At 55.7% G+C, this 25,182-nt stretch carries 26 protein-coding genes and 3 pseudogenes; 6 read left to right on the plus strand and 23 right to left on the minus strand.

The genetic code is table 11. From position 1 onward, the window contains the following. Window positions 1-91: 91 nt before the first annotated feature. Window positions 92-961 carry a D-alanyl-D-alanine endopeptidase gene (gene pbpG, locus TAN611_RS06520; RefSeq protein ID WP_370576260.1) on the plus strand — a complete coding sequence of 290 codons (870 nt, stop codon included), beginning with the start codon at window positions 92-94 and terminating at the stop codon, window positions 959-961. A 164-nt stretch (window positions 962-1,125) separates the two neighbouring features. Beyond that, window positions 1,126-2,043 (plus strand): DUF808 domain-containing protein, encoded by a 918-nt coding sequence (locus TAN611_RS06525; protein WP_105230222.1) that lies wholly within the window; start codon window positions 1,126-1,128, stop codon window positions 2,041-2,043. 40 nt (window positions 2,044-2,083) lie between these two features. On the opposite strand, the gene TAN611_RS06530 is transcribed toward TAN611_RS06525, so the two are convergent. The 6 genes from TAN611_RS06530 to TAN611_RS06555 all read right to left on the minus strand — a co-directional run bounded on the left by TAN611_RS06530 (window position 2,084) and on the right by TAN611_RS06555 (window position 6,735). Next, on the minus strand, window positions 2,084-2,608 hold the full coding sequence (locus TAN611_RS06530; protein ID WP_172606304.1) for a GNAT family N-acetyltransferase: 525 nt from the start codon (window positions 2,606-2,608) through the stop codon (window positions 2,084-2,086). Window positions 2,609-2,715: 107 nt separating this feature from the next. After that, window positions 2,716-3,744 (minus strand): MerR family transcriptional regulator, encoded by a 1,029-nt coding sequence (locus TAN611_RS06535; protein WP_105230223.1) that lies wholly within the window; start codon window positions 3,742-3,744, stop codon window positions 2,716-2,718. 132 nt (window positions 3,745-3,876) lie between these two features. Further along, on the minus strand, window positions 3,877-4,689 hold the full coding sequence (locus tag TAN611_RS06540) for a MetQ/NlpA family lipoprotein (RefSeq protein WP_197951500.1): 813 nt from the start codon (window positions 4,687-4,689) through the stop codon (window positions 3,877-3,879). 113 nt (window positions 4,690-4,802) lie between these two features. Next, window positions 4,803-5,627: a DUF1460 domain-containing protein gene (locus TAN611_RS06545; RefSeq protein WP_187043484.1), complete on the minus strand. Its 825-nt coding sequence runs from the start codon at window positions 5,625-5,627 to the stop codon at window positions 4,803-4,805. A gap of 101 nt (window positions 5,628-5,728) precedes the next feature. Continuing rightward, window positions 5,729-6,268 (minus strand): GNAT family N-acetyltransferase, encoded by a 540-nt coding sequence (locus TAN611_RS06550; protein WP_105230226.1) that lies wholly within the window; start codon window positions 6,266-6,268, stop codon window positions 5,729-5,731. Then, window positions 6,268-6,735, minus strand: a complete 468-nt coding sequence (locus TAN611_RS06555) for an acyltransferase (RefSeq protein ID WP_105230227.1) — start codon at window positions 6,733-6,735, stop codon at window positions 6,268-6,270. The genes TAN611_RS06550 and TAN611_RS06555 overlap by 1 nt, the downstream gene beginning before the upstream one ends. Before the next feature lie 238 nt (window positions 6,736-6,973). On the opposite strand from TAN611_RS06555, the gene TAN611_RS06560 reads away from it, so the two are divergent. Continuing rightward, complete coding sequence (locus TAN611_RS06560; protein WP_105230228.1) at window positions 6,974-7,564, plus strand: Yip1 family protein; 591 nt, start codon at window positions 6,974-6,976, stop codon at window positions 7,562-7,564. 58 nt (window positions 7,565-7,622) lie between these two features. Here TAN611_RS06560 and TAN611_RS06565 read toward each other — a convergent pair whose 3' ends face one another. Next, a complete protein-coding gene (locus tag TAN611_RS06565; RefSeq protein WP_203067410.1) occupies window positions 7,623-8,474 on the minus strand; it encodes a DMT family transporter in 852 nt (283 codons plus the stop codon). Between the two features lie 424 nt (window positions 8,475-8,898). Between TAN611_RS06565 and TAN611_RS06570 the strand changes: the two genes are divergently transcribed. Then, entirely contained in the window at window positions 8,899-9,777 is an 879-nt protein-coding gene (locus TAN611_RS06570) for a dihydrodipicolinate synthase family protein (protein WP_203067411.1), read from the plus strand. Window positions 9,778-9,895: 118 nt separating this feature from the next. Here TAN611_RS06570 and TAN611_RS06575 read toward each other — a convergent pair whose 3' ends face one another. The 15 genes and pseudogenes from TAN611_RS06575 to TAN611_RS06645 form a co-directional block, all read right to left on the minus strand. After that, window positions 9,896-10,159, minus strand: coding sequence for an immunity protein (locus TAN611_RS06575; RefSeq protein WP_105230231.1), 264 nt, complete (start codon window positions 10,157-10,159; stop codon window positions 9,896-9,898). After that, window positions 10,159-10,623, minus strand: a pseudogene (locus tag TAN611_RS06580) (klebicin D activity protein); the annotation flags it as partial. The gene TAN611_RS06575 and the pseudogene TAN611_RS06580, both read right to left, overlap by 1 nt. 236 nt (window positions 10,624-10,859) lie before the next feature. Beyond that, window positions 10,860-11,135: a hypothetical protein gene (locus TAN611_RS06585; RefSeq protein WP_203067412.1), complete on the minus strand. Its 276-nt coding sequence runs from the start codon at window positions 11,133-11,135 to the stop codon at window positions 10,860-10,862. A gap of 503 nt (window positions 11,136-11,638) precedes the next feature. Continuing rightward, window positions 11,639-11,911, minus strand: coding sequence for a hypothetical protein (locus TAN611_RS06590; RefSeq protein WP_203067413.1), 273 nt, complete (start codon window positions 11,909-11,911; stop codon window positions 11,639-11,641). Beyond that, on the minus strand, window positions 11,908-12,156 hold the full coding sequence (locus TAN611_RS06595; protein ID WP_238404514.1) for a hypothetical protein: 249 nt from the start codon (window positions 12,154-12,156) through the stop codon (window positions 11,908-11,910). The genes TAN611_RS06590 and TAN611_RS06595 overlap by 4 nt, the downstream gene beginning before the upstream one ends. Window positions 12,157-12,402: 246 nt before the next feature. Further along, window positions 12,403-12,666, minus strand: a complete 264-nt coding sequence (locus tag TAN611_RS06600; RefSeq protein ID WP_105230233.1) for an immunity protein — start codon at window positions 12,664-12,666, stop codon at window positions 12,403-12,405. A 2-nt stretch (window positions 12,667-12,668) separates the two neighbouring features. Further along, a pseudogene (locus TAN611_RS06605) lies at window positions 12,669-13,151 on the minus strand (klebicin D activity protein); the annotation flags it as partial. A gap of 226 nt (window positions 13,152-13,377) precedes the next feature. Continuing rightward, window positions 13,378-13,668, minus strand: a complete 291-nt coding sequence (locus TAN611_RS06610; RefSeq protein ID WP_105230234.1) for a hypothetical protein — start codon at window positions 13,666-13,668, stop codon at window positions 13,378-13,380. Between the two features lie 25 nt (window positions 13,669-13,693). Further along, a pseudogene (locus TAN611_RS06615) lies at window positions 13,694-14,131 on the minus strand (pyocin); the annotation flags it as partial. A gap of 236 nt (window positions 14,132-14,367) precedes the next feature. After that, window positions 14,368-14,658, minus strand: coding sequence for a hypothetical protein (locus TAN611_RS06620; protein ID WP_111737538.1), 291 nt, complete (start codon window positions 14,656-14,658; stop codon window positions 14,368-14,370). 16 nt (window positions 14,659-14,674) lie between these two features. Beyond that, a complete protein-coding gene (locus TAN611_RS06625) occupies window positions 14,675-16,687 on the minus strand; it encodes an S-type pyocin domain-containing protein (RefSeq protein ID WP_238404517.1) in 2,013 nt (670 codons plus the stop codon). A gap of 98 nt (window positions 16,688-16,785) precedes the next feature. Continuing rightward, the gene (locus tag TAN611_RS06630; RefSeq protein ID WP_203067414.1) at window positions 16,786-17,913 is read right to left on the minus strand and encodes a tail fiber domain-containing protein; all 1,128 of its coding nucleotides are present in this window, start codon (window positions 17,911-17,913) and stop codon (window positions 16,786-16,788) included. Window positions 17,914-18,214: 301 nt separating this feature from the next. Continuing rightward, window positions 18,215-19,933, minus strand: a complete 1,719-nt coding sequence (gene dld, locus TAN611_RS06635; RefSeq protein WP_105230237.1) for a D-lactate dehydrogenase — start codon at window positions 19,931-19,933, stop codon at window positions 18,215-18,217. Between the two features lie 56 nt (window positions 19,934-19,989). After that, on the minus strand, window positions 19,990-20,793 hold the full coding sequence (map, locus tag TAN611_RS06640) for a type I methionyl aminopeptidase (RefSeq protein WP_105230238.1): 804 nt from the start codon (window positions 20,791-20,793) through the stop codon (window positions 19,990-19,992). Next, window positions 20,790-20,993 carry a ParD-like family protein gene (locus TAN611_RS06645; RefSeq protein WP_105230239.1) on the minus strand — a complete coding sequence of 68 codons (204 nt, stop codon included), beginning with the start codon at window positions 20,991-20,993 and terminating at the stop codon, window positions 20,790-20,792. Before TAN611_RS06645 ends, map begins: the two co-directional genes overlap by 4 nt. Window positions 20,994-21,185: 192 nt before the next feature. On the opposite strand from TAN611_RS06645, the gene ddlA reads away from it, so the two are divergent. Together ddlA and TAN611_RS06655 are read left to right on the plus strand one after the other, a co-directional pair. Continuing rightward, complete coding sequence (gene ddlA / locus TAN611_RS06650; RefSeq protein WP_203067415.1) at window positions 21,186-22,292, plus strand: D-alanine--D-alanine ligase; 1,107 nt, start codon at window positions 21,186-21,188, stop codon at window positions 22,290-22,292. A gap of 155 nt (window positions 22,293-22,447) precedes the next feature. Beyond that, the gene (locus TAN611_RS06655) at window positions 22,448-24,346 is read left to right on the plus strand and encodes a methyl-accepting chemotaxis protein (protein ID WP_203067416.1); all 1,899 of its coding nucleotides are present in this window, start codon (window positions 22,448-22,450) and stop codon (window positions 24,344-24,346) included. A 42-nt stretch (window positions 24,347-24,388) separates the two neighbouring features. Here TAN611_RS06655 and TAN611_RS06660 read toward each other — a convergent pair whose 3' ends face one another. Beyond that, the gene (locus TAN611_RS06660) at window positions 24,389-25,180 is read right to left on the minus strand and encodes an ABC transporter substrate-binding protein (protein ID WP_203067417.1); all 792 of its coding nucleotides are present in this window, start codon (window positions 25,178-25,180) and stop codon (window positions 24,389-24,391) included. Window positions 25,181-25,182 lie beyond the last annotated feature (2 nt).

Here is a 25,182-nt window from a genome sequence, read left to right on the forward strand (position 1 = left end):
TCTCATCATCCCTAAATTCAGCAACAGAGTAATACATGTGAAAATCCGAGTTTTGGTTCTGACTTTGCTGGCCCTGCAGGCCGGCGCGGGACTGGCGCCGCAGGCGCTGGCCAGCGAAAACACCGCCTCGCTGCATGCGACGCAGCCTGAACTGGCTTCCGGCAGCGCCATGGTGGTGGATATGCAAAATCATAAAGTGCTTTACGCCCGTAACCCGGATGAAGTGGTGCCGATCGCCTCGATCACCAAACTGATGACGGCGATGGTGACGCTGGATGCGCACCTGCCGCTCGACGAAATGCTGAAGGTGGATATTCATCAGACGCCGGAAATGAAGGGTGTCTATTCGCGGGTGCGGCTGAACAGCGAGATCAGCCGTAAAGAGATGCTGCTGCTGGCGCTGATGTCGTCGGAAAACCGCGCCGCCGCCAGCTTGGCGCACCACTATCCGGGCGGCTACAACGCCTTTATCAAGGCGATGAACGCCAAGGCCAAAGCGCTGGGCATGACGCATACCCGCTATGTGGAACCTACCGGGCTGTCGATTCATAACGTCTCCACCGCCCGCGACCTGACCAAGCTGCTGCTGGCCACCAAGCGCTACCCGCTGATCGGTCAGTTGAGCACCACCGCCGAGAGCACGGCGACCTTCAAGGATCCGAGTTACAGCCTGCCGTTCCGCAATACCAACCATCTGGTTTACAACAAAAAGTGGAATATTCAGCTGACCAAGACCGGCTTTACCAATCAGGCCGGGCACTGCCTGGCGATGCGCACCATGATCGGCAACCGTTCGGTGTCGCTGGTGGTGCTGGACGCCTTCGGTAAATATACCCACTTCGCCGACGCCAGCCGGCTGCGCACCTGGATTGAGACCGGCAAAGTGGTGCCGGTGCCCGCCGCGGCCCGCGACTACCGCCGGCAGAAAGACGCCCGCCTGGCGAATAACGACGCCGAATAACCCGCCCGCCCGTCGCTGCGGCGGCGGGCGCAATGCTTTACCTTTCCGTACACGGCATCGACTTATCGGCTATTATCTGTAAGTCATCACTCCCATTAATGATTCAGCGGTATTGCTGACGGGGAGCGGGCGCGTATTTTTTCGTAGCAGAAGGATAACTCACATTGGCTGGAAGTAGCTTACTGACCCTGATTGATGACATCGCCTCGTTATTGGACGATGTCTCGCTGATGAGCAAAATGGCGGCGAAAAAGACCGCCGGGGTATTGGGGGACGACCTGGCGCTGAACGCGCAGCAGGTCACCGGCGTTAAGGCCGACCGGGAACTGCCGGTGGTGTGGAACGTGGCGAAAGGCTCGTTTATCAACAAGGCGATCCTGGTACCGCTGGCGCTGCTGATTGGCACTTTTGCGCCCTGGGCGATCACTCCGCTGCTGATGATTGGCGGCGCCTACCTGTGCTATGAAGGCTTTGAGAAGGTATTTCACAGCCTGACGCATAAGCCGGAACAGGGGGAACAGCGTGAAGCGCTGAATCCGAACGAGGACGTAGCGGCCTATGAAAAGCGTAAGGTAAAGGGCGCGGTGCGCACCGACTTTGTGCTGTCCGCCGAGATTATCGCCATTACTCTGGGCACCGTGGCCGGCGCCAGCTTTACCCAGCAGCTGATCGTGCTGTGCGGTATCGCCATTGTGATGACCATCGGCGTGTACGGCATCGTTGCCGGCATTGTCAAACTGGACGACCTGGGGCTGTATTTAAGCCGTAAAAGCAGCGCGCTGGCGCGCAGCATCGGCAGCGGCATTGTCAGCGCCGCGCCGTTCCTGATGAAAACGCTGTCGATCGTCGGCACCATCGCCATGTTTATGGTGGGGGGCGGTATTCTGACCCACGGCCTGCCGGCGGTGCATCACCTGTTTGAAGACTGGGCGGCGCATATTGCGGTCGCACCGACGTTTGACCATATCCTGCAGGGCATCGTGCCTTCGCTGCTGAACGTGGCGTTCGGCTTTGTCGCCGGCGGCGTGGTGTTGCTGCTGGTATCGATGATCGGCGCGGTACGCGCGCGTTTTAAAGCTTAACCGGAGCGGCGGGGGTGTGCCCTGCCGCTTAATCTTTCGGTCAACGATCGCCTTGCCCTAATGCTCGCTGCATAATGTGTGTATCCCGCCAACTGCCGAATTTGAATCCGACCTGGTTCAGGGTGCCAATGCTGCAAAATCCCAATTTCCGATGGAGCTCCAGCGACGCGTGATTATTGGCTGAATCACCGATGACTGACAGCATTTGATGCCATGGCCCGCGTTCACAGCGGGCAATCAGCGCACTGAGCAGCGCATGGCCTATGCCTTTGCCTTGCATATCTGGCGCTATATACACTGAATCTTCAATGGTAAAGCGGTAAGCAGGACGTGGTCGATAAGTCGCGGCATAACAGTAGCCGACGATCTGCTCGTCCAGTTTCGCCACCAGCCAGGGTAATCCGGCTGTTTGTACGCGATCGTGACGCTGGCGCATCTCTTCTAAAGTGGGCGGCACTTCTTCAAAAGAGCCGGCGCCGTGCAGAACATGGTAAGCATAGATTTGTGTCACAGCGATCAATGTTTCATGAGTCGCATCAGTAATGGTCAGCGCGGCCTGCTGCATGATAGCTCCATGTTTTCGATATAAATCAGCGGATAATTGAATGATGCGCCGCGCTGACCGGCAAGATAAATATTGTTTTACTCTCTTGTGATAATCAAAAGTAATGGCTACTCGCCGCGCATCAGATTGGCGACCGCCTCGCGCAGATAGTCCAGCAGCGGCGGCGTCAGCCAGGTGCCTTCGCTCAGCGTCGGCTCCTGCTCCATGGCCTGGCGGATTTTCATCTGCGTCGCTGGGTTGTCGCCGGCGTAGGAGCGGAACAGCGCCAGCCATTCAGCGGCCAATTGCCGGGCCTGCCCGCTGTCCGGTGCGATACCGTCGTTGAGAGCAGAACGGAGGCGGGCTATCAGCGCCGGCCACTCCTGTATGCGGTCGAAATAGTGTTTGCGGACATAGGCATACTCATCTTCATCCAGGTATTTCTGGTAAATCGCCAGTTTGGTTTCGGCAAATGCCTGGGTGATGTAATCGGTCATGGCCGGCGTGATACCGGTCTGCTCGCGCATTGAGGGTTCATCGGCATGCATGGTGTTGAGACGTGTGAGAAACGCCGGGTTGCCGGCGGTGTCGCGCTCCAGGGCCAGCATCCAGCGGCGTGCAATGCGCTGCGCCTGCGGATCTTGCGCCGGCGTGCCATTTGCCATCAGTTCACATACCTGCTGCACCATGGTCGCCCACTCTTGCTGGCGTTGCGTATCGGCCTGATAAAACGGCAGCTGCGCCAGTTCATCGGCGGTGAAATATTTATCGTACATGGTCATTAACTCCAACGTTGTCAGCCAGTCGTTCAGATCCGGCTCATCACCCGCCGTCAGTTGCGTATGCATCGCTTGCAGGCGATCGCGCAGCGCGGTGATTTGCGTCAGCTGTTGGTTCAGCATGTCAATCTGGCGGCTCAGCACCGTGGGTAGCGCCAGATCCGAACGTTCCAGAATCGCCCCGACCTCGGCCAGCGTCATTCCCATACGGCGTAATGCCTGGATATGATGCAGGCGGGCGATATCGGCCCGGTTATACAACCGGTAGCCGGCGTCGGAGCGCGCAGAAGGGACCAGCAAACCAATGCTGTCGTAGTAATGCAGTGTGCGAACGGTAATACCAGAACGGCGCGCCAGTTCGCCGACTTTCAATAACATAGAGTGCTCCTCCCTTGTGCGTGCAGAGAGACTAAAGCCTGACGCGGCGTGAGGGTCAAGCGGGAAGCGGTGTTTTTTTTACGGGAAAGATTATGGGGAGGCCGCGCTGGCGCGGCCTGGCCTGCAGGAGCGTTACCAGCCTTTGACGGCGCCGCCGTTAAAGATCTTTTCCGCCGCCGCTGCGACTTCATCAGACTGATACGCCTTGAGGAACTCCTGCACCTTCGGCGCATCCTTGTTGTCTTCGCGCGCCACAACGATATTCACGTACGGCGAATCCTTGCCTTCAATAAAGATGCTGTCTTTGGTGGGGGTCAGCCCGGTCTGGTTGATGTAGGTGGTGCTGATAATCGCCACGTCGACGCTCGGGTCGTCCAGCACCTGCGGCAGCTGCGCGCCTTCCAGCTCGATAATGCGGTAGTTGTGCGGGTTGGCGCTGATATCCAGCGCGGTGGGCAGCAGGCCTTTACCGGGTTTTAACGCGATCAGCCCGGTTTTCTGCAGCAGCAGCAGCGCTCGCCCGAGGTTGGTCGGGTCGTTGGGAATGGCGATCACCGCGCCGTCCCGCAGCTGATTGACCGATTTAACCTTTTTCGAGTAGCCGGCAATCGGGAAGACAAAGGTGTTGCCGACCGCCGTCAGATGATAGCCGCGGTCTTTGTTCTGCTGCGCCAGGAACGGACGGTGCTGGAAGACGTTGGCGTCCAGCTCGCCCTTATCGGTGGCGTCGTTGGGCAGCAGGGCACCGCTGAAGCCGAACAGCTCGACCTCCAGGCCATATTTTTCCTTGGCGACCTGCTTCGCCACCTCCGCCACGTCCTGCTCGGCGCCGTTAATCACGCCGACCTTGATATGGTGGCGATCGTCTTGCCGATCGCAGCCTGCTAACAGCAGCGAGGCCGTCATGGCCGCCGCCAGTATGGCGCAACGCCGGTAAATTGCCATCGAACACTCCCTGAAACAACAATAAAATCAGTCAGTTTTAGCAACCAGATAAACGCAGACGCCGCAGGAAGTCAAACCCGGCTTTAGCACAAGGAATGATAAAATATAACCGTTTAGCGCGGACGCAGAACCACAATGCCCGGCGCGCTGCTGATGTAGTCGATAAACGGTGAATCCACCACTTTACGGTTTTCCTTGCGCGACGAGGCGTTGCGTAAAACCGGCCCGGCCGGCGTCATGATATAGATGCCGACGTGGGTGACGTCCAGCCCCTCCAGATTGGTGTAGATGCCGATGTAATCACCGGTGCGCAGCCGGCTGAGCAGCCGAGCATCGACATATTCGCTGGGAATATAGCTGATGCGGCGCGTGGCGTTCGGCAGCCCCGGCAGATACTGGCCGCCGTCGGCATTGCGGTTCAGCACTTTGCTCAGCGTGATGGCGTGCGGGCTGAGGTCGGTGGTGATGTCATCGGCGCGGACGGCTGGCTGATAGGCCCAGTCGCTGAAAAAGTGTTTACGGGTCAGGAAACCGACCTCGCCGTTACGGTAGCGGGTGGCGATCAGCTGCCGGACAAACTGCGCCTGGTCATCGGCATGGCGCAACGCTTCGACATAGTCCAGGTAGGTAAAGCAGTCCAGTCCGCGAAAATCAATCACCAGCCGTTCCGGCGTAGCGGCGTCGCCGATCAGCCTATCGGCGACGTAAGGCACGTCGAGAAACTGGCGGGACAGCCGTTCAATGACGGCGCCGTCGTCCAGCGCCGGCATTGATTTACGCAGCGCCAGCAGGCGCTGCAGCCGGGCTGAGGTGATATCGTCAATGTTCACTTGGGTTTCCGCGGGTTGTGCAGGATGCGGCGAAGACGCGCCGCCGTCCGGCGTGCCGGCACAGCCGGCCAATACGACCATTAACAACCATGGAGCGACCTTGCTCATTTCCCCCTCCGTTGGCGGCGTGGTTGATTGAGAGAAGCATCGTTTTCACGTTAGCGGACATAAACTAAACCGCAGTGAAACCGTACACCTGTTGTGCCCGCTTAATAACCGACCTCGTTATTGAACGGCAGATACCAGAATAGCGCGATTTCATGGTCGGCAATATCCGGCTGGCCGCGGTACAACAGATGGTCGATGCCGCCGAGGGTAAAGCCGTAGCGCTGATAGCAGCGGCAGGCGGCCAGATTGTTGTTCTGGGTTTCCAGCATCAGCCCGGCGGTATCGCGTTCGCGCGCCCACTGCTGCGCGGCGTCCAGTAGCGCGCTGCCGATGCCGTTGCGCCGTGCGCTGCGGCTGACCGCCACCTCTTCAATCAGGGTGTAGTCGTTCCAGTTTTTACTCAGCGTGATATGGCCGACCGCCACGCCGTCGCGCAACGCCAGAAAGGTGTCACCTTCGTCGTTGATAAAGGGCGCCAGCGGGTAGTGTTTGCGATACGGCGCCACCGGCTGGGTAGGCCAGCGTTCGACCGGCGTGCCAAAAGCCGGCTGTGCATAGCATTCGACGTAAAAGGTGAAATCGTTATTTTCCAGATAGCCGGCGGGCAGGTCGGTGATGCGTTCAATCCGGACTGCATTCATCAGGGCAGCTCCCTCAGTAGCCGGGCGGGGTTACCGGCGTAAATGCCTTTGCGGGTGATATCGCGGGTCACCACGGCGCCGGCGCCGATGACCGCACCGTCGCAGATGCGCACCGGTAAAATGGTGGCGCCGGAACCGATTGAGACCCGGTTGCCGATGTGCGTATGGCCCCAGTTCGCCGGGTCGGCGTCAGGGGCGCCGCTCTGGAAGCGGTCATTGGCGAACATCACGCCGTGGCCGACAAAGCACTCCTCGCCCAGCGTCACATATTCACAGAGAAAACTGTGCGACTGGATCTTGCTGCGGGCGCCGACGGTGACGTTTTTTTGTATTTCGACAAAGGGGCCGACGAACACCTCGTCCCCCAGGGTGCAGCCGTACAGATTACAGGGTTCGACCACCAGGACGTTTTCACCGTAGGTGATATCCGCCAGGCCGCTCTGGCGGGTGCGAAGTTTTGCGGTCATGGGCGTGCTCCTTCCTTTCGGATTGATTATCGGCCGGTCACAGCGGGGCGGCACGATAACAGCTTGATTATAGAGTAAACCCTCTCCGCGCTCCGATGGCGAACGTTTTTTCACCCAAAGACTATAATAAATGGCAGGGGGAGAGCCCCGTGGCCGCAACCCTCATACGGACGCGCGGTTCGTCAGAGGAGTGTGATTCCCGCCGGGCGCGGCCGACGGCGAGATGAGGAGGTGTCTCATGATCAATCATGTTTGGGGGCTGTTGGCGCATCCCAGCACCGAGTTCAAAGAAATCAAGCGCGAGAACGAAAGCGTCTCGCATCTCTATACTCACCACGTTTTGCTGATGGCGCTGATCCCGGTGGTGTGCGCATTTATCGGCACCACGCAGTTGGGCTGGCTGTCCGGCGAGGGGCACGCGATTCGGCTGGATATGGCGACCGCGCTGTATACCGCCGTGGCCTTCTACCTGCTGATGCTGGCGGGCGTTGCGGTGATGGGCAAAGTGATCCACTGGATGGCGCGGCGTTATGAAGCGCGGCCGAGTCTGCACCGCTGTATGGTGTTTGCCGGCTATGTCGCCACGCCGATGTTCCTCAGCGGCATTGTGGCGCTGTATCCGGTGGTGTGGCTGTGCCTGTTCGTCGGGGTGGTTGGCCTGTGTTATTCCGGCTATCTGCTGTATCTCGGCATTCCGCACTTCCTGAATATCGACAGTCAGGAAGGGTTCCTGTTCTCCAGCTCCACCTTTGCCATCGGCATCCTGCTGCTTGAGCTGCTGCTGGGGTTGACGGTGCTGCTGTGGGGCTATGGCTCCTGGCTGTTCTGACGCCGCAACCGAGTGATAAACCCCCTCGCGCCGTCTGGCCAAGGGGGTTTTTTACGTATTACGCCTTGCGGAACACCAGCATCACGCCGAGCACGATGCCGGCCATGCCGAGCAGGCTCAGCGCCGCCAGCCGGTGGCCGAGCAGCAGATAATCCAGCAGGGCGGTAACCGCCGGGATCAGGTAAAACAGGCTGGTGACCTGCACCAGATTACCGCGCTGGATCAGCCGGTAGAGCAGGAGGGTGGCCAGCACCGAGATCACCACCGCCATCCACAGCAACGGCAGTATAAAGCCCGGCCGCCATTCGACATGCAGCGGCGCGAACGGCATTGCCAGCGCGCATACCAGCAGCCCGACGGCGTACTGCAGCGGCAGCACCGCCAGCGGCGACTGCTGCATGCCTTTTTGCAGCAGGGTGCCGAGGGTCATGCAGCCGAGCGCGACAAAGGCGCAGGCGATGCCAAGCGGTGAAAAGTGCGCCACCTTGATGCTCTGATACACCACCAGCGTCAGGCCGCCCAGCGCCAGCAGCAGCCCCAGGCCGCGCAGCCCGCCGCAGCGCCGTTCGGTAACGAACTGGGTGATGATCGGCTGTACGCCGAGCAGCGTCGCCAGGACGCCGGGGGTGACGCCCCATTCCAGCGCCAGCAGATAGGCGGTTTGGTAGCAGCCGATCATCAGCAGACCGATCAGCGCCACGCGCCGGCGACTGCCGGCGTCGGGCAACAGACGTCGCTGCCACAGCCCGATCGCCGTCAACAGCGCCAGGGCGATGGCGCAGCGGAAGAATAAAAACACCAAGGCGGAGGCGTGCTCCAACCCCCAGCGGGAAAAAATAGCGCCGCTGCTCCACAGCAGCACAAACAGCGTCGCCATCGCGGCATTGGCTGATTGGGAAATAACTCGCATGTGATGTCACCTGTCGTGAACATTACCAACTCCGGCATACGCAACGGCCTGCGCCAACGCGCATGAATATTGTCCGGAGAATAAGATTGAGGGTGGTTTTAACGCACAACCACGGCGTGCGGCGGCGAAACCACGGTAGCGACGACGGCTACCACGACAGATGACAGGGCGGGAGGGGCGATGGCGGCACACGGCGCAACGGCGGCCGGAGCGGTCGCTGAAGCTGGGTCGGTGACGTGTGTGAAATCGCGCATTAAATGCCCTGATAATTGAACAAGCAGTCTGATGAAACTAATGTGTTCAGGTGGCTTTTGCAATCATAAATTATCCGGGATGTGGTAAATATCGCCATTTATTATACTGACCGCTGTGTTTATTATAATGACCGCTGGCGCGTTTTCCGCACTTATCACAGGAGCAAGTCATGTTTACAGGTCTGAGCGCTTTTCCGCTGACCCCGGTGACCCCTTCGGGGATCGACGAAAAAGGTTTTGTGAATATCCTGGCCCGGCTGACCGAGGCCGGGGTTGATTCGCTGGGCGTCTTAGGTTCCACCGGCAGCTATGCCTATCTGACGCATGAGCAGAAAAAACGCGTCACCGCGCTGGCGGCGCAGCACGCCGGCGGCATTCCGCTGATGGTTTGCATCGGCGCTTACGGCACGGAGCAGGTTCTGCAGCTGGCCGATGATGCGCAGACGGCGGGCGCCGATGCGCTGCTGCTGCCGGTGCTGTGCTATCAGTCGCTGACGGATGATGAAGTTTATGCGCTGTATGAAACCGTAGCGCGCCATAGTTCCGTGCCGCTGTGCGTGTATAACAACCCGCGCACCACTCGCTTTGAGTTTTCCGATGCGTTACTGGCGCGCGTCGCCGCCCTGCCGGGCGTGCAGTCGGTGAAAATCCCCGGCGTGCAGGCGGAGCCGGTGCGAATGCAAAGCCTGCGGAAGATACTGTCGGCGGAGGTTACCATCGGCGTCAGCGGCGATGAGTTTGCAGGGCAGGGGCTGAATGCCGGCTGCGAGGTGTGGTATTCGGTGTGCGGCGGCCTGTTCCCGCACAGCGCCAGACAGATTGTCGACGCCGCACGGGCAGGGGACAGCGGGCGCGTTAGCGAGCTGGTTGCGCGGCTGGAACCGCTGTGGCAACTGTTCCGCCGACATGGCAGCATCCGCGTGATGGCCGTCGCCGCCGGTATTCTCGGGCTGAGCGACCTCGACTGCCTGCCGCGTCCGCTGCAGCCCTTGCCGGCCGAAGCCTGCCGCGATATCGCCGCGGTAATGACGCAGTTGGAACTGCGCTAAGCGGACGGGGCGAACGGATTTAAACTACGGGTAATATCTCCGCAAATGAAAAAGCCCGGCAAACGTGAGTTAGTCGGGCTTTGTGCAATCTATCATGATGAAACAGCGTCAGCGGCGATTATTCGATACCGTACTTTTTCTCGGTGACGAACTTTGGTTCTTTCCAGTTGGGACCTTTCTCCGGTAGTTTCTTTTCCGTCTTCATTAATTTGCCTTCTTTGAATAATCGTTGATGAGTCCGTAGTAATTCACCATTTGCAATGACTTCAAATTTGTAGCGTACGTACATACGGTCGATACTGGGGTAAGGTGTTCGTGGGGAAAAATGCAAAAGAACATCTTCTACGCTTTCATTTTTGTAAATCCCTTCAAGATCTAGCATTATGTTCCCTCCTCTGCTTTGCGATATGCTTCTTCTGCTTCAGGTGTATATAAAGATTGAGTTCGTTCATCTATTTTATAGTCTTCTAGGGGGGCTGCATGGGTATTATTCCAAACTTCATCATAGTTTTCTGGGATCTCCCCATCTTTAATCCCTAGATTCTGATAACGCTCCAATTCCCTAATTTCATGGGTATAAAAACGCTTGTCGGTCTCCATCGCCTGTAGCTTACCCTGCAAAACTTTCTCCAGTCGGTCAATCATCACCTTACTTTCGGGAGATTCCATAAACCGTCCAGTATGCAACTTCACCTTATCCACGCCAGCCCGGTCGATGTTGGCCGTTCTCCAGTCCAGATTCTGGATAGGGCCACCGGCTTTGTCAGTATTGTAGTCACGTCCGCTGTATTTTCCTTTGGCATTGGTCTCTCCATAAATTCCGCTCAGTATCACATAAATTGGTTCAGCTCTGCATCCGGCTGCTGATAAGTGAAATTCTGCAGCGACGGGAGGGACACAACTATTGCCAATTTATCACCTGGGTCAATTTTATGTGGTTGTGTCATTAATCGTGAGAATATTAAGGTGTCAGCCGCGCTGATGATTATTTCTTCAAATAGATGAACGGCACAGATAAAAAGCCCAGAAAACGTGAGCTTTTGGGCTTTGCGAAAAACATGATGATAAATCATTATTAGCGATTATTTGATGCCATATTTTTTCTCGGTGATGAACTTTGGTTCCTTCCAGTTAGGGCCTTTTTTATAACCACCTTTTCCGTTAGGTGAAATGCATCCTTTTTCTTGCATATTTCGTACTAAAGAGATTAGTTCAATGTTTGATATGTAATTGTTTCCATACGTGGTGCAGTAACCATCTAATTGAGGATGGGATATACCGTTATCTTTTCGTCCAGAAAGGAACGAAATGATCTCCTGAGTTTCTTCATTTTCAAACATTTTTTTGAAGTTAATCATAACTCTTCCTATAAGTTTATTCCTCACCAGCTGCTCCTGAAAAATATTCACCAGTCGTCGCTCATCACCTTACTTTCGGGAGATTCCATAAACCGTCCAGTATGCAACTTCACCTTATCCACGCCAGCCCGGTCGATGTTGGCCGTTCTCCAGTCCAGATTCTGGATAGGGCCACCGGCTTTGTCGGTATCGTGGTCACGTCCGCTGCATTTTTCTTTGGCATTGGTTTCTCCATAAATTCCGCTCAGTATCACATAAACCGGCTCAACGCCGCTTCCGGCTGCTGATAAGTGAAATTCTGCAGCGACGGGAGGGACACAACCATTGCCAATTTATCACCTGATTTGATTTATCAGGGATTTTTCATTAATCGTACGAATGTTAAGATGTCAGCTACGCTGATGATTATTGCTTAAAATAGATGAACGACACAGATAAAAAAGCCCAAAAATTGACTTTTTGGGCTTTGCGAAAAAATGATGATGAAAAATCGTCAATGGCGATTATTCAATACCGTATTTTTTCTCGGTGACGAATGCGGGCGCTTTCCAGTTTGGGCCTTTTTTAACAAGCATTTTTTCTCCCCATTCGACAATCCCATTACTGCGCATATCTTCAAAAACTTTCAATAGTTCTCCATTTCCAATAACATCAAATCGGTAACGAACAAAGAAATTATCCAACTGCGGATAACCGATCCCTCTTGTCGAACCAGCGAAGAAAGACACCACATCGTATACACTTTCCTTTTCAATCATAGACTTAAAATCAATCATAGTTCTTCCCTCTTAGCTTGCTCCTCTGCCGCTTTGATTGCTTCAGGAGTATACAAAGGTTCATTTCGTTCATTTATTTTATAGTCTTCTAGGGTGGCAGTATGCGTATCCACGCCTGCCTGGTCGATGTTGGCCGTTCTCCAGTCCAGGTTTTGGATAGGGCCGCCGGCTTTGTCTGTATCATAGTCACGTCCGCTGCATTTTTCTTTGGCATTGGTTTCTCCATAAATTCCGCTCAGTATCACATAAACCGGCTCAATGCCGCTTCCGGCTGCTGATAAGTGAAATTCTGCAGCGACGGGAGGGACACAACCATTGCCAATTTATCACCTGATTTGATTTCTCAGATTTTTTCATTAATCGTAAGAATGTTAAGATATCAGCTACGCTGATGATTATTGCTTAACATAGATGAACGACACAGATGAAAAAACCCAAAAATTGACTTTTTGGGCTTTGAGAAAAATATGATGATAAATCATTAATGGCGATTACTCGATGCCGTATTTTTTCTCGGTCACAAATTTAGGTTCTTTCCAGTTCGGTCCTTTAATCGTATGGCCTTTATCGTCTTTAGTTAGTTTACCTTCCTTCACCAGCCGCTGATACGTTGACAGTAATTCGCCATGCTCTATCACCTGGAATTTATAATTAACATACATCCGATCAATTCCTGGGTATGACGTTATGGGTGCAAAGTGTAAAAGCACATCTTCAACACTTTCACTTTTAATAATATTTTCAATTGGTGACATTACTAACCTCCGTTGAGTTTTTTTAACTCAGCTTTTTCATAAGCTTCCTTGGCCTCTGGTGTATAAAGAGGGTCGGTTTTCTCATTTACTTTATAGTCTTCAAGTGTAGCTGTATGTGCATCATTCCAAACTGATTCATCTTCTACCCCATCAGGAACTCCTAACGCACGGTAGCGCTCTAGTTCACGTATCTCATGAGTATAATAACGTTTGTCGATATCTGTAGGCTTTAGTTCCCCCTTAAGGATTTTCTCCAATCGGTCGATTATCACCTTGTTATCGGGTGAGTCACCAAAGCGTCCTGTATGCAGTTTCACTTTGTCTACGCCGTCGCGGTCAATGGTGGCAGTTTTCCAGTCCAAATTTTGAATTGGTCCGCCAGCTTTATCTGGATTATAGGGGCGTCCGCTGTGTTGACCTTTGGCATTGGTTTCTCCATAAATTCCGCTCAGTATCACATAAACCGGCTCAATGCCGCTTCCGGCTGCCGGTAAATGAAATCCTACAGCCGCAGGAGGAGCGCAACTATTGCCAATTTATCAACTGATTTGATTTCTCATGGATTTTTCATTAATCGTACGAATGTTAAGATGTCAGCTACGCTGATGATGGTTGCTTAAAATAGACGAACGACACAGATAAAAAGCCCAAAAAACGTGATTTTTTGGGCTTTGCGAAAAAAACATGAGGATGAAAGATTGTCAATGGCGATTATCCGATGCCGTATTTTTTCTCGGTGACGAATTTGGGTTCTTTCCAGTTGGGACCTTTTTTACATTTTGCTCCATAGACTCTTTCTAAAACTACCTGTCCAACTTCCTCAAGATGCTTCATTTCATGAATTAGTTTTATGTTATATGACTCATATTTTTCACCTGCTTTATATCTGCCAAAAAATCGGTCGATAGATGGGTATGCCATGCCATTTTCTTCTTGTCCAACCAGAAAGATAATAACATCTCCCATAGTCTCATTTTTAACCATTGAATTATAATCTATCATTTCAATACCTCTGCATTTATTTGTTTTATTTCAGAGCCTCTGGCGTATATAACAGGTTTTCATCAGAACTAAGCTGGTAATCTTCTAATGTTGCTGTGTGAGTATTATTCCAGACTTCGTAGCTATTTTTTGGGGTGGTGCCATCAGGAATACCCAACGCCCGGTAGCGCTCCAATTCCCTAATTTCATGGGTATAAAAACGCTTGTCGGTATCCGTTGCCTGTAGCTTACCCTGCAAAATTTTCTCCAGTCGGTCAATCATCACCTTGTTTTCGGGGGAGTCTTCAAACCGCCCGGTATGCAACCTCACTTTATCCGCGCCTGCCTGGTCGATGTTGGCCGTTTTCCAGTCCAGATTCTGGATAGGGCCACCGGCTTGGTCGGTATTGTAGTCACGTCCGCTGTATTTTCCTTTGGCATTGGTTTCTCCATAAATTCCGCTCAGTATCACATAAATCGGTTCAGCTCTGCATCCGGCTGCTGATAAGTGAAATTCTGCAGCGACGGGAGGGACACAACTATTGCCAATTTATCACCTGATTTGATTTCTCAGTGGGTTTTTCATTAATCGTATGAATGTTAAGATGTCAGCTACGCTGAGGATGATTGCTTCAAATAAACGAAAGATACAGATAAAAAAGCCCAAAAATTGAATTTTTGGGCTTTGTGAAAAACATGATAATAAATCATTAATGGCGATTATTCGATACCGTATTTTTTCTCGGTGACGAACTTTGGTTCCTTCCAGTTAGGGCCTTTTTTATATCCAGAACCATAGGTTCTTGCTGAAAATACCTGGCCAGCCTCTTCAAGTTCCTTCATTGTATGTATTAGTTTTATGTTATATGACTCATATTTTTCAGCTGCTTTATATCTGCCAAAAAACAGGTCAATGGATGGATATGCCATGCCCTCTTCTTTTCGTCCAACTAGATAAAGAATAACGTCTGCCATATTTTCATTTTTAACCATTGCATTGTAGTCTATCATTTTAATACCTTTACATTTAGTTATGTGCGTTGAGAGCCTCTGGTGTGTATAACAGGCTTTCATCAGAACTAAGCTGGTAATCTTCTAATGTTGTTGTATGAGTGTTGTTCCAGACTTCGCCTTCATTTTCTGGAACCGTACCATCAGGAATACCCAACGCCCGGTAACGTTCCAACTCCCTAATTTCATGGGTGTAAAAACGCTTATCGGTATCCGTTGCCTGTAGCTTACCCTGCAAAATTTTCTCCAGTCGGTCAATCATCACCTTGTTTTCGGGAGATTCCATAAACCGTCCGGTATGCAACCTCACCTTATCCACGCCTGCCCGGTCGATGTTGGCCGTTCTCCAGTCCAGGTTCTGGATAGGGCCACCGGCTTGGTCGGTATTGTAGTCACGTCCGCTGTATTTTCCTTTGGCATTAGTTTCTCCATAAATTCCGCTCAGTATCACATAAACCGGCTCAACGCCGCTGCCGGTGGCATCCGGCTGCCAATAGATGAAATCCTGCAGCGGCGGGATATCACCGGCCGGAAAGGTGGTGGTGACGATACTGTCCGCCTGCCGCACCTCAGTGCCGGTATGCACCGGCGTCACCGGCACCGGTGCATCGTTACCGGTATGGGATGGTGCGGTAGGGCCGACCGGCACCGGGTTGACCAAAATGGTTCGCGACGGCGCCCCGGCCATTGCCGGCAGCGTTATCCTGTCCAGGCCGGTCTGTTCATCATGCACCGGTCGGTACACCGGCACGCTGGCAGATACGCCGCCGGCCCCGGTTTTGACAAGATACACATTCTGCTGCCCATGATCATCCGTTGCGATAAAGCCACGGACCGGCAAATCGACCACATCCATTTCCGGCTGAACGGCGGTTTTACCGGCAGCGAACAAACCTGCCTGCGTGGCAAACATCTTAATATCGCGGCCGGGAACGTGGTCGCTGCCTTCCCCGGCCTTGCCCGGCCAAAAACCGACCACAAAGGCGCCGACCGTCGCACCGACGCTACTGACCGTTGCCACCTCGGCTACGGCGACCGCGCCTCGCCACATCGCGCTGGATACCCAGCCAGCCATCTCGCTGGCCGTTGTCATTACGCCGTTTGCCACCGTTGACAACTGCACCATACCGGGCGCGCGGTTCAGCACCATGGTACCGGCCGTCATCAAGGCGGCAGTGGCGGCGTTGGCTTTTTCCAGCGTGTAGGTGGGAGTATCCCGTACCCCCGCTGTGGCAAACAGCGCTTGGCGGGCCTCCTCCGCTTTTCTGGCTTCTTCCGCCTTACGGGCTTGTTCAATCTCTATCCTGTTTTTTATCTCAGTCAGGGTGTTTTTCTTATTATTTGCATCTTCTGTAATTGTTTTTACCCGATCGAGATATGAAATGAGCTTATTTTTTACCTCAATCTCTTCGCTGATTTTAGGGGGGACAGTTTCATTCCATAACTTGATGAACCATGGACCCGTTGTTGATATCGCCACATCAATCATGGCGGCAGATTTGTCGATAAAGTTCGCGAGTTTATAGCGATGCATGAAGTCCTTAAACGTGTCTTCAGCCTCCTGTGTTTTCCGATTGGCAATATTTCCGTCTCGATTTTTTAAATCGATATTAATCTGTAATGCATTAACAGAATCCTGTAGAGCATTAGCCAGCGGGTTAATTTCAGGATGATTAATCAATCCGCTATTTTTTAAGTCAGCAAGTAACGCACTGGCCTCATCTCTGGTTTGATCTGCATGCAGTGGGTACGCATTGCTGGCCTGTTCCAGGATTTGATTTATTTGTTTCTGGCTCTCTCGCAGATAATATAAGCCGGTAAATGTTAATTTGTTCGGGTCATAAGCTATGCTGCCGCCGCTATTCGGTCTGCTGCCGATACCTGGCCAGGGAACATAAACAGGGAAAGATATTCCGGGATAGATTCCGCCGTTTCCTACGGGGCTGTTTGGGCCACCGGTGATGGTGATAATAGGGCGGCCTCCGGCATCATGCGGTATGCCATTGAGGTAATATGCGGGTGTTGCCATAACAACATCTCCTTGATTTCCTTATACATAGTCAGATGTATATGCAGTGAAATATTTTTATTGAATTTGGCTGTATGCTTGCCGATGTTTCCGCTCTGTTAGCCGGCAAGTGTTTTTTCCAGAGCCGCGATGCGCGTCTCCAATGTGATGCGAGCTTCCCGTTCTTCCTTAAGCGCCTCAACCAGCAGCGCCACGACGCCGTTGATATTGATGCTGCGGGCGTCTTTCAGAACGCTGCCGTCATTCATGGTCAATTCGGTTTGGGTGACGGACTGTGGCAAGACATTTTCCACTTCCTGGGCAATCACACCGGCTTCCGGCATGCCCTGCTTGAGGTAGGTGTAACCGCTGATTGTGGTCAGCTTCTCCAGCGCGCCTGAGATTTTCGTGATATCCGTTTTCATGCGGGCGTCGGAGCTGCTGTTCCAGGCACCGTTGGTGTAAGCATGGCCGTCGTTGCGGAATTCATACCAGCCTTGTGCGCCGCCGTTGGCTACATGCAACCCCATAAAATGGTGTTGGCCAATGCGTTCATAATGGTATAGGTCGGCAAAGAGATCGTCTTTCCCCTGCAGGCGCATGGCATTGGTAATTCGGTCGGCATTGTTATTGGTGTCGAAGTTACCGGCAGCGACAATCCAGCCATAAGGATTACGCTTTACTAATTGTCCCACCGATAACTCGGCATTGGCTCTCACCTGGATTTCGTTCCAGTTCCCTTGCCAATCGCGGTAAGAAAGTAACCCATAATCCTCTTTGCCGGCGACGACCCGCGATCCCATCAACATGGTGGTGGTGACATTACCGCTGGTGAAATTGGCGCTGACATCTGCGGCATAATAAATTTGTCCGTTGATTAGCGGAGCCGGTCCGGTGGTCTTGGTGGAAATACCGGCGTTATGCGAGATCATTGCGCCGCCGGAGATATCAACACCGTTGCGCAGCGATACTCTGCCGGAGGCAAGATTGAATGAGAAAGGACGCAAGGTGTTCCACGAGCCATTTTGAGCCTGGCCGCTCGGCGTGGTCAGCGCGTAAAAATCCTTACCGTCGTTACGCAATATCACGCCGGTGTTGCCGTTTGCCAGACGGAAACCGTTTGGTGATTTGGCGACGATCTCGCCGTCGCTGATGACGCGTTTGCGCAGCGTGGATAACGCTTTCAGTTCGCTAATGTCATCATTCACACCGTTCAGCACTTGTGCATTTTTCTTGGCTTCAGTCATGATAATTCCCTCTTTATAACTTCCTTTCGTAACGGATAAATGGCCTCTGACGTTTCTGGCTAAAACCACCGGATTGAGCAAGGTGCCGCCAGTGCCGGCATATGCATATCTGTATGCATGTACAGTATGTTGCTGTTGTATTGAGTGATTAGCAAACGGTAATGATGATCATTTGTTGTGTGGTGGCTGGGACAAACGGGGAGAAATGCGGGAGCAGAGTAAGAACGCTGTGGTTGCCGGGAAGGGCGGAGAAAAAACGGCCATGCCATGATGGCGGTGGCCGTTTCTTGGCGGCATGCGGTTACGGCTGCTGCTCGCCCCAGTTTTTCAGCTTGCTGGTCTTGCCGAGGCCGGGGTTAAAGCTGTTGGTCGGGTCGGCCTGGCGGTAAAACGCCTGCAGATCGGGCTTCGCCTGATACAGGTGGCCGACGTTGTGTTCGGCGGGATATTCCGCGCCGCGCTGGTCCAGCAGCGCCAGCATCTGTTGTTTCAGCCGGTGGCAGTCGACGCCTTTTTTCACCACGTAGTCCTGATGGAACACGTGGCACATAAAGTGGCCGTAGTAGAGTTTATGCACCAGCTGGCTGTCGATCTCCGGCGGCAGGGTTTCAAACCAGTCGGTGTCGTTACGGCGCAGGGCGATGTCCAGCGCCAGAATATCCTCCACCTTGTCGGCGTGTACCGCGTGGTAGCGCACGGCGGCGCCGGCGGCGGCAAAGCGGTGCAGGAAGGCTTTTTTCCCTTCCTCCGCGCTGCAGACAAAGAAGTCGCCTTCCGCCTCGCTAAAGTATTGCTTCAGGTAGGCGTAGGCCTCATCGGTGCCGTCGCCGGCCATCTTCAGCAGCAGGTGGTGTTCAAAACGTTCGCGGTATTCCTTGATGCGCTTGGGCAGATGGCTGGGGGCCAGATGGCTCAGCCCCTGCATCACCCGGTCGGTCAGGTTGTGCGGCAGCAGCGGCAGCTTGTTGAAGGTGGCGTCCATCTTGCCCTTCAGCGTGAAGAAACGCGGCATCTGATCGGTGCCGAGTTTGTCGATCATCAGGAAGGTGTCTTTGCCGTACACCTCGGCAATGTCGAAGATATCGCGGTGCATATACTCGCCGGCCACCGGCAGATTCTCAAACTGGCTCAGCATATGGCGGCGCAGCTCGGTCAGCACCGCGGTGTTGTTGGTGCCGATATAAAACACCTGCTCGCGGCTCTCTTTTTCAAAGGTATCGAGGCGCACGGCGAACACCGCCAGCTTGCCAGCACAGCCGGAAGCCTCATACAGCCGGCGCTTGTCGGCGTTGAAGCGGGAAGGAGTGTCGGCATCGACGTCGCGCACCCGCACGGCGTACTCATTGTCGGAGGCGCGCAGCTCGCCGTACTCGACGTCTTCCGGCCGGTAGTCGCCTTGCTCCAGCCGGGTGAGGATCTCTTCCGGCGTGTCGCCCAGCTGAATGCCGAGATGGTTGACCAGCCGCAGCTGACCGTCGGCGTCCAGTTGGGCGTACAGCGCCAGTTCGGTATAGGCCGGGCCACGCTTGACCAGCGAGCCGCCGGAGTTGTTGCACACGCCGCCGATCACCGACGCGCCGATACAGGAGGAGCCAATCACCGAATGCGGTTCGCGGTCGTAAGGCTTCAGGCACTTTTCCAGATGGTTCAGAGTGCTGCCGGGGAAGGCCACCACCTGCTTGCCCTGAGCAAGCACCTGAATATGGTCAAGGCGCAGCGTGCTGATAATCACCACATCGCGCCCGTAGTCGTTGCCGCTGGGGGTGGAGCCTTCGGTCAGGCCGGTGTTGGCGGCCTGCATAATCACCACCTTATCGGCATCGACGCACGCCTGCAGCACCTGCCACAATTGCAGCAGACGGGTCGGGAACACCACCGCCAGCGCCTGGCCCTCGCCGGAGCGGAAACCCTTGCGGTAGCGCTCGGTGCTGCGCGCATCGGTCAGCAGCTGCGGGCCGCCGACGATTTGTTTCAACTGACTGATAAATGCCTGCTGGTCACTGCGGGCGCTGTGCGTCATGCCGATCTCCCTGTCAGATTAAGGTTGCCGCCGCCGGGACGGCAAACGGTGAAAAATCACCTTCCTTTATAGCACTCGAGATAACCGTTTTCGCGCTCTTCGTCGCGCAGCGTCAGAATTTCCACCCCGTCGCCGGTCACCGCCACGGTATGCTCCCACTGGGCGGACAGCTTTTTATCGCGGGTGACCACCGTCCAGCCGTCTTTTTTCTGCTTGATGCGCCGGTCGCCTTGGTTGATCATCGGCTCGATGGTAAACACCATGCCTTCCTGCAGCGTCATGCCGCTGCCCGGCTGGCCGAAGTGCAGCACCGCCGGCTCTTCATGCATATCGCGGCCGATGCCGTGGCCGCAGTATTCGCGCACCACGCTGTAGCCGGCTTTTTCGGCGTGCTGCTGGATGGCGTGGCCGATATCCCCCAGCGTCGCGCCCGGCTTCACCGTGCGGATGCCGGCCCACATGGATTCATAGACGTTATTCACCAGCCGTTTGGCCACCGGTGTGGTCTGGCCGATGCAGTACATTTTGCTGGAGTCGGCGATATAGCCGCCGTTTTCCAGCGTAATATCGACGTTGACGATCATGCCGCTGCGCAGGATTTTGCTGGCGGAGGGCACGCCGTGGCAGATCACGTCGTCAATCGAGGTGTTCAGCACGTAGGGAAAGTCGTACTGTCCTTTGCTGGCCGGGCGTGATTGCAGTTCGTCGACGATAAAGGCCTCGGCGCGGTCATTGATCTCCATGGTGGAGATGCCCTCGCGGATCACGCCGTCGAGCATCGCGAACACTTTTGCCAGCAGCGAACCGGCGTGGCGCATTTTGGCGATTTCATCCGGCGTTTTGATCACAATCTGTTTCACTCAACCATCTCCTTCAGCGTTAACGCATTCTCTTTCATCATTTTCTTTACCAGCTGCGGGTAGGTCAGTTCCGGGTGGAACTCCGCCAGCATGCCGATTTTGATCCAGTACTCGGCCTGCGCGTTAATGGAACGCGTCATGGTCAGGCTGGCGAGCCGCAGATCGTCGTGCAAGACGTCGGAGATTTTCACAATGCCCATCGTGCTGCTCCTTAGGTTAAAGACGATATGAAGTGTATATGCTTTATATACATTGCGTTTGGCGATCTGTGGCAGAGGCCGGCGGGCGTTAATGCTCGGAATTTTCTGTTAAAGGGCGATTGCCGCGGCTGAACAATGCGTTTATTGTAATAATTGACTTGTTTGCATCACTTTTTCAGAAGGATTTCAGGCGTGACTAAACGACGTGTTGGCGTAATTTTTGGTGGTAAATCGGCGGAGCATGAGGTTTCGCTGCAGTCGGCAAAAAACATTGTCGATGCCATCGACAAAGAGAAGTTTGACGTCACGCTGCTGGGCATCGACAAGCAGGGGCAGTGGCATATTAATGATGCCTCCAACTACCTGCTGCATGCGGAAAACCCGGCGCTGATCGCCCTGAACCACTCCAACAAAAACGTAGCGCTGGTGCCGGGGCAGGAGAGCAGTCAACTGATTGAGGCTGACAGCGCCAACGTTATCGGCCAGCTCGACGTGGTGTTCCCGATCGTGCACGGCACGCTGGGGGAGGACGGTTCGCTGCAGGGGCTGCTGCGGATGGCGAATATCCCGTTTGTCGGCGCCGGCGTGCTGGGCTCGGCGGTCAGCATGGATAAGGACGTCACCAAACGCCTGTTGCGCGACGCCGGGCTGGAGGTGGCGCCGTTCGTTACCCTGACGCGCAGCAACCGTGCGCAGCACAGCTTTGAACAGCTGAGCGAACAGCTGGGGTCGCCGCTGTTTATCAAGCCGGCCAACCAGGGCTCCTCCGTCGGCGTCAGCCGGGTCAGCGACCGCGCAGGCTATGAGCAGGCGGTGGCGCTGGCGTTCAGCTTCGACCATAAGGTGCTGGTGGAGTCGGCGATCGTCGGCCGCGAGATTGAGTGCGCGGTGCTGGGCAACGACCAGCCGCAGGCCAGCCTGTGCGGTGAAATCGTGCTGAGCGACGAGTTCTACTCTTACGATACCAAATACATCAACGAACAGGGCGCGCAGGTGGTGGTGCCGGCGGCAATCTCCGAGCCGGCCAGCGACAAAATCCGCGAGGTGGCGCTGCGGGCGTTCCGCGCGCTGGACTGTCTGGGCATGGCGCGGGTCGACGTGTTCCTGACCGCCGATGAGCGGGTGGTGGTCAATGAGATCAACACGCTGCCCGGCTTCACCAATATCAGCATGTATCCGAAGCTGTGGGCGGCCAGCGGCATGAGCTACAGCCAACTGATCACCACCTTGATAGAACTGGCGCTGGAGCGCCATCAGCAGGATCGCGCGCTGCACAGCTCGGTGTTCGAGCGCGACTAAACAGCTTGCTATCCGGGCGTCGCCTGCGGCGTCCGGTCATTTCTCGCCGCTATTTTTGATCTTGAACAAGATTCCCTCACTCTGCAGTCAATAACTCCGTTTACCCACCGATAACCCTTCCATATGACGTTAAACGGGTAAAGGAGTCAGCATCCATGTCGTGGATGAATCACATTTCAATGAAGATGAAGCTCTTTGTGGCGTTGCTACCGATGCTGCTGGCGCTGTGCTGGTTTGTCGGCTCGGGCATGGTCACGCGCATTGAGACCCAGCGGCAGATGGACAGCCTGGGGCAACTGATCGCACTGGCCGGCAGCGTCGGCGGCGTGATTGATGAACTGCAGAAAGAGCGGGGCATGAGCGCTGGAGTGCTGGCGTCAGCTGGGAAAAACTTCACCGCCGAGCTGGCGGCCCAGCGCAAACAGACCGACAGCGCGGTGGCGGTTTTCCGTCGTGCGCTGGCCGGCGATCGGCAGAGCGCGGGCGATAACGCCCGGATGTTGGCGGCGTTCAACGATCGCCTGCAAGCGCTCGATGCCGTTCGCTCCCGGGTCAGCGGGCTGGATATCAACGCCGCCGACGCCGTTGCGGTGTATACCGCCGCCATCCGCGATCAGCTGCGCTTTGTCGGCGGGTTGAGCCAGCTGTCATCGTCCGGCGAGCTGGTCAGCGAGCTGGCGGCCTACTACAGCCTGCTGAACCTGAAAGAACAGGCCGGGTTGGAGCGGGCGCTGCTGGCCGGCGTCTTTGCCGCCGATCGCTTCGGCAACGGCCAGTATCGCGCGCTGAGCGCGGTGGTGGCGCAGCAGGCGGCCTGGCTGACGGCCGCCCAGCGCCTCAGCAACCCGGCGCTGGCGGCGGCGCTGGAAAAATCACAACAGGCTTCTGCGGCCCAGGCCGCCTTGACATTGCGTGATACCGCGTTTGCCCGTGCCGAGCGCGGCGGATTCGGCATCGACCCGACGCAGTGGTTCAGCGCGCAGACCGCGCGGATTGATGCGCTGCACCAGTTGGAAAACGGCGCCGTCAGCGCGCTGCAGAACACGGTATCCCAGCTGTCGGCGCAGGCGCGCGGCGACTGGCAGCGCTTTTTGCTGATCGGGACGCTGGCGCTGGCCGCCGCCTTGTCGATCGCCGTCGTGGTCGCCAGACGCCTCCACCGTCATCTGGAGGGGACGCTGGGCACCATCCAGCGGATGGAAAGCGACTTTACCCTGCGTCTGGCGGTGCCGGGCCGCGATGAGCTGTCGCGGCTTAACGCGGCCTATAATCAGGCGATCGGCAATATTCAGCGGATGATTCAGCAGATCAACGTCGGCGCCGGGGAGTTACGCACCACCAGCGGCGATATCGCCGTCGGCAACCAAAATCTGGCGCAGCGCACCGACGAGCAGGCGGCGTCGATCGTGGAGACGGCGGCGAGCATGGAGCAGATCGCCACCGCCATTGCCCACACCGCCAGCAACGCCGGCGAAGCGGAGCGGTTGATTGGCGCCATGACGCAGGAGGTGCAGGAGGCCAGCCGCATCGCCGATGACGCCAGCCAGAGCATGGTGGCGATCCGCGCTTCCAGCGAACAGATCGCGCATATCGTCAGTTCGATTGACGATATTTCGTTTCAGACCAACCTGCTGGCGCTGAATGCGGCGGTAGAGGCCGCCCGCGCCGGCGAGTCGGGACGGGGCTTCGCCGTGGTTGCCGCCGAGGTGCGCAATTTATCGCAGCGCTGCACGCAGGAAGCCAACCGCATCCGCGCGCTGGTCGGCCAGAATATGGAGCAAATCGGCGAAGGGGTGGCGCGGGTGGCCGACTCAAACAGTGCGCTGCAGGCGGCGGTGGGCAACACCGGGCAGATGCGGCAATACGTCAGCGATATCGCCCACGCCGCGCAGGAGCAGACGCTCGGCGTGTCGCAAATCCAACAGGCGCTGAATCAGCTCGAACAGGTGACTCAGCAAAACGCCGCGCTGGTGTCTGAGGTGGCCGCCGCCAGCCAGGTGCTGGACGAGCAGGCGGAAACGATGGCCGCGCTGGTGCATTCGGTGGGGAAATAACACCGGGCGGGCCATCGCCGCTGGCGCGTAGCTACGCCAGCATTATTTCGCCGTCTGCGGCTGCACAGACACGTCAATATCGCCGAAATACTTTTTCGCCAGTTTATCGACCGTGCCCTGCTGCTGCACCTGCTCAATGGCCGCGTCCAGCCGCTGTTTCAGCGCGCTATCCTGCTTGCGCAGCCCGAAGGCGATGCCGGAGCCGAAAATCTTCGCGTCCTGCACCGTGTCGCCGACGAAGGCAAAGCCTTTGCCGTCCGGGCGGGAGAGAAAACCGCTCTGGCCGGCGGGCGCCATAATCAGCGTGGCGTCGAGCCGTCCGGCGCTCAGGTCGAGGTATACCTGATTCTGATCCTGATAGGAGACCACCTCGACGCCCTGCGGCGCCCAGTGCGCCTTGGCGTAGTTTTCCTGAATTGACCCCTGCAGCACGCCGACGCGCTTGCCGGCCAGCGCTTTGGCGTCGGGCGTCAGCCCGCTGTCGGCTTTGGCGATCAGCCGGTTGGGCACCTGATAAATCGCCCGGGTGAAGGCGATGGCCCGCTCACGCTGTTCAGTGACGTTCATCGCCGAGTTAATCGCATCAAACTTGCGCGCCTGCAGCGCCGGAATCAGGCTGTCGAACGAGGTTTCCACCCAGCTGCAGCTCAGCTTGGCGGCGGCGCAGACCGCGTTGCCCAGATCGATATCAAACCCCTCCAGCTCGCCGCTGGCGGATTTGGACTCAAACGGCGGGTACAGCGCCTCAACGCCGAAGCGCAGGTCGGCGGCCTGCGTTGCGCTGGCGGCAAGCAGACAACCGGCGGCCAGCAGTGTTTTCAGTGTGGTGTTCATCG

The organism is Serratia sp. Tan611, from assembly GCF_905188235.1.
Lineage (GTDB): Bacteria > Pseudomonadota > Gammaproteobacteria > Enterobacterales > Enterobacteriaceae > Serratia_B > Serratia_B rhizosphaerae.

Bases quoted from the DNA above. Each gene is read 5' to 3' on its own strand.
- TAN611_RS06590 (WP_203067413.1), bottom strand. From the start codon at position 11,911: ATGATTGATTTTAAGTCTATGATTGAAAAGGAAAGTGTATACGATGTG.
- TAN611_RS06645 (WP_105230239.1), bottom strand. From the start codon at position 20,993: ATGGGCATTGTGAAAATCTCCGACGTCTTGCACGACGATCTGCGGCTC.
- dld (WP_105230237.1), bottom strand. From the start codon at position 19,933: ATGACGCACAGCGCCCGCAGTGACCAGCAGGCATTTATCAGTCAGTTG.
- TAN611_RS06530 (WP_172606304.1), bottom strand. From the start codon at position 2,608: ATGCAGCAGGCCGCGCTGACCATTACTGATGCGACTCATGAAACATTG.
- TAN611_RS06535 (WP_105230223.1), bottom strand. From the start codon at position 3,744: ATGTTATTGAAAGTCGGCGAACTGGCGCGCCGTTCTGGTATTACCGTT.
- TAN611_RS06610 (WP_105230234.1), bottom strand. From the start codon at position 13,668: ATGATAGATTATAATTCAATGGTTAAAAATGAGACTATGGGAGATGTT.
- TAN611_RS06570 (WP_203067411.1), top strand. From the start codon at position 8,899: ATGTTTACAGGTCTGAGCGCTTTTCCGCTGACCCCGGTGACCCCTTCG.
- TAN611_RS06620 (WP_111737538.1), bottom strand. From the start codon at position 14,658: ATGATAGACTACAATGCAATGGTTAAAAATGAAAATATGGCAGACGTT.
- TAN611_RS06555 (WP_105230227.1), bottom strand. From the start codon at position 6,735: ATGACCGCAAAACTTCGCACCCGCCAGAGCGGCCTGGCGGATATCACC.
- TAN611_RS06545 (WP_187043484.1), bottom strand. From the start codon at position 5,627: ATGAGCAAGGTCGCTCCATGGTTGTTAATGGTCGTATTGGCCGGCTGT.
- TAN611_RS06560 (WP_105230228.1), top strand. From the start codon at position 6,974: ATGATCAATCATGTTTGGGGGCTGTTGGCGCATCCCAGCACCGAGTTC.
- TAN611_RS06660 (WP_203067417.1), bottom strand. From the start codon at position 25,180: ATGAACACCACACTGAAAACACTGCTGGCCGCCGGTTGTCTGCTTGCC.
- TAN611_RS06600 (WP_105230233.1), bottom strand. From the start codon at position 12,666: ATGTCACCAATTGAAAATATTATTAAAAGTGAAAGTGTTGAAGATGTG.
- TAN611_RS06655 (WP_203067416.1), top strand. From the start codon at position 22,448: ATGTCGTGGATGAATCACATTTCAATGAAGATGAAGCTCTTTGTGGCG.
- TAN611_RS06540 (WP_197951500.1), bottom strand. From the start codon at position 4,689: ATGGCAATTTACCGGCGTTGCGCCATACTGGCGGCGGCCATGACGGCC.
- TAN611_RS06585 (WP_203067412.1), bottom strand. From the start codon at position 11,135: ATGATTAACTTCAAAAAAATGTTTGAAAATGAAGAAACTCAGGAGATC.
- TAN611_RS06565 (WP_203067410.1), bottom strand. From the start codon at position 8,474: ATGCGAGTTATTTCCCAATCAGCCAATGCCGCGATGGCGACGCTGTTT.
- TAN611_RS06625 (WP_238404517.1), bottom strand. From the start codon at position 16,687: ATGGCAACACCCGCATATTACCTCAATGGCATACCGCATGATGCCGGA.
- TAN611_RS06575 (WP_105230231.1), bottom strand. From the start codon at position 10,159: ATGCTAGATCTTGAAGGGATTTACAAAAATGAAAGCGTAGAAGATGTT.
- TAN611_RS06550 (WP_105230226.1), bottom strand. From the start codon at position 6,268: ATGAATGCAGTCCGGATTGAACGCATCACCGACCTGCCCGCCGGCTAT.
- TAN611_RS06630 (WP_203067414.1), bottom strand. From the start codon at position 17,913: ATGACTGAAGCCAAGAAAAATGCACAAGTGCTGAACGGTGTGAATGAT.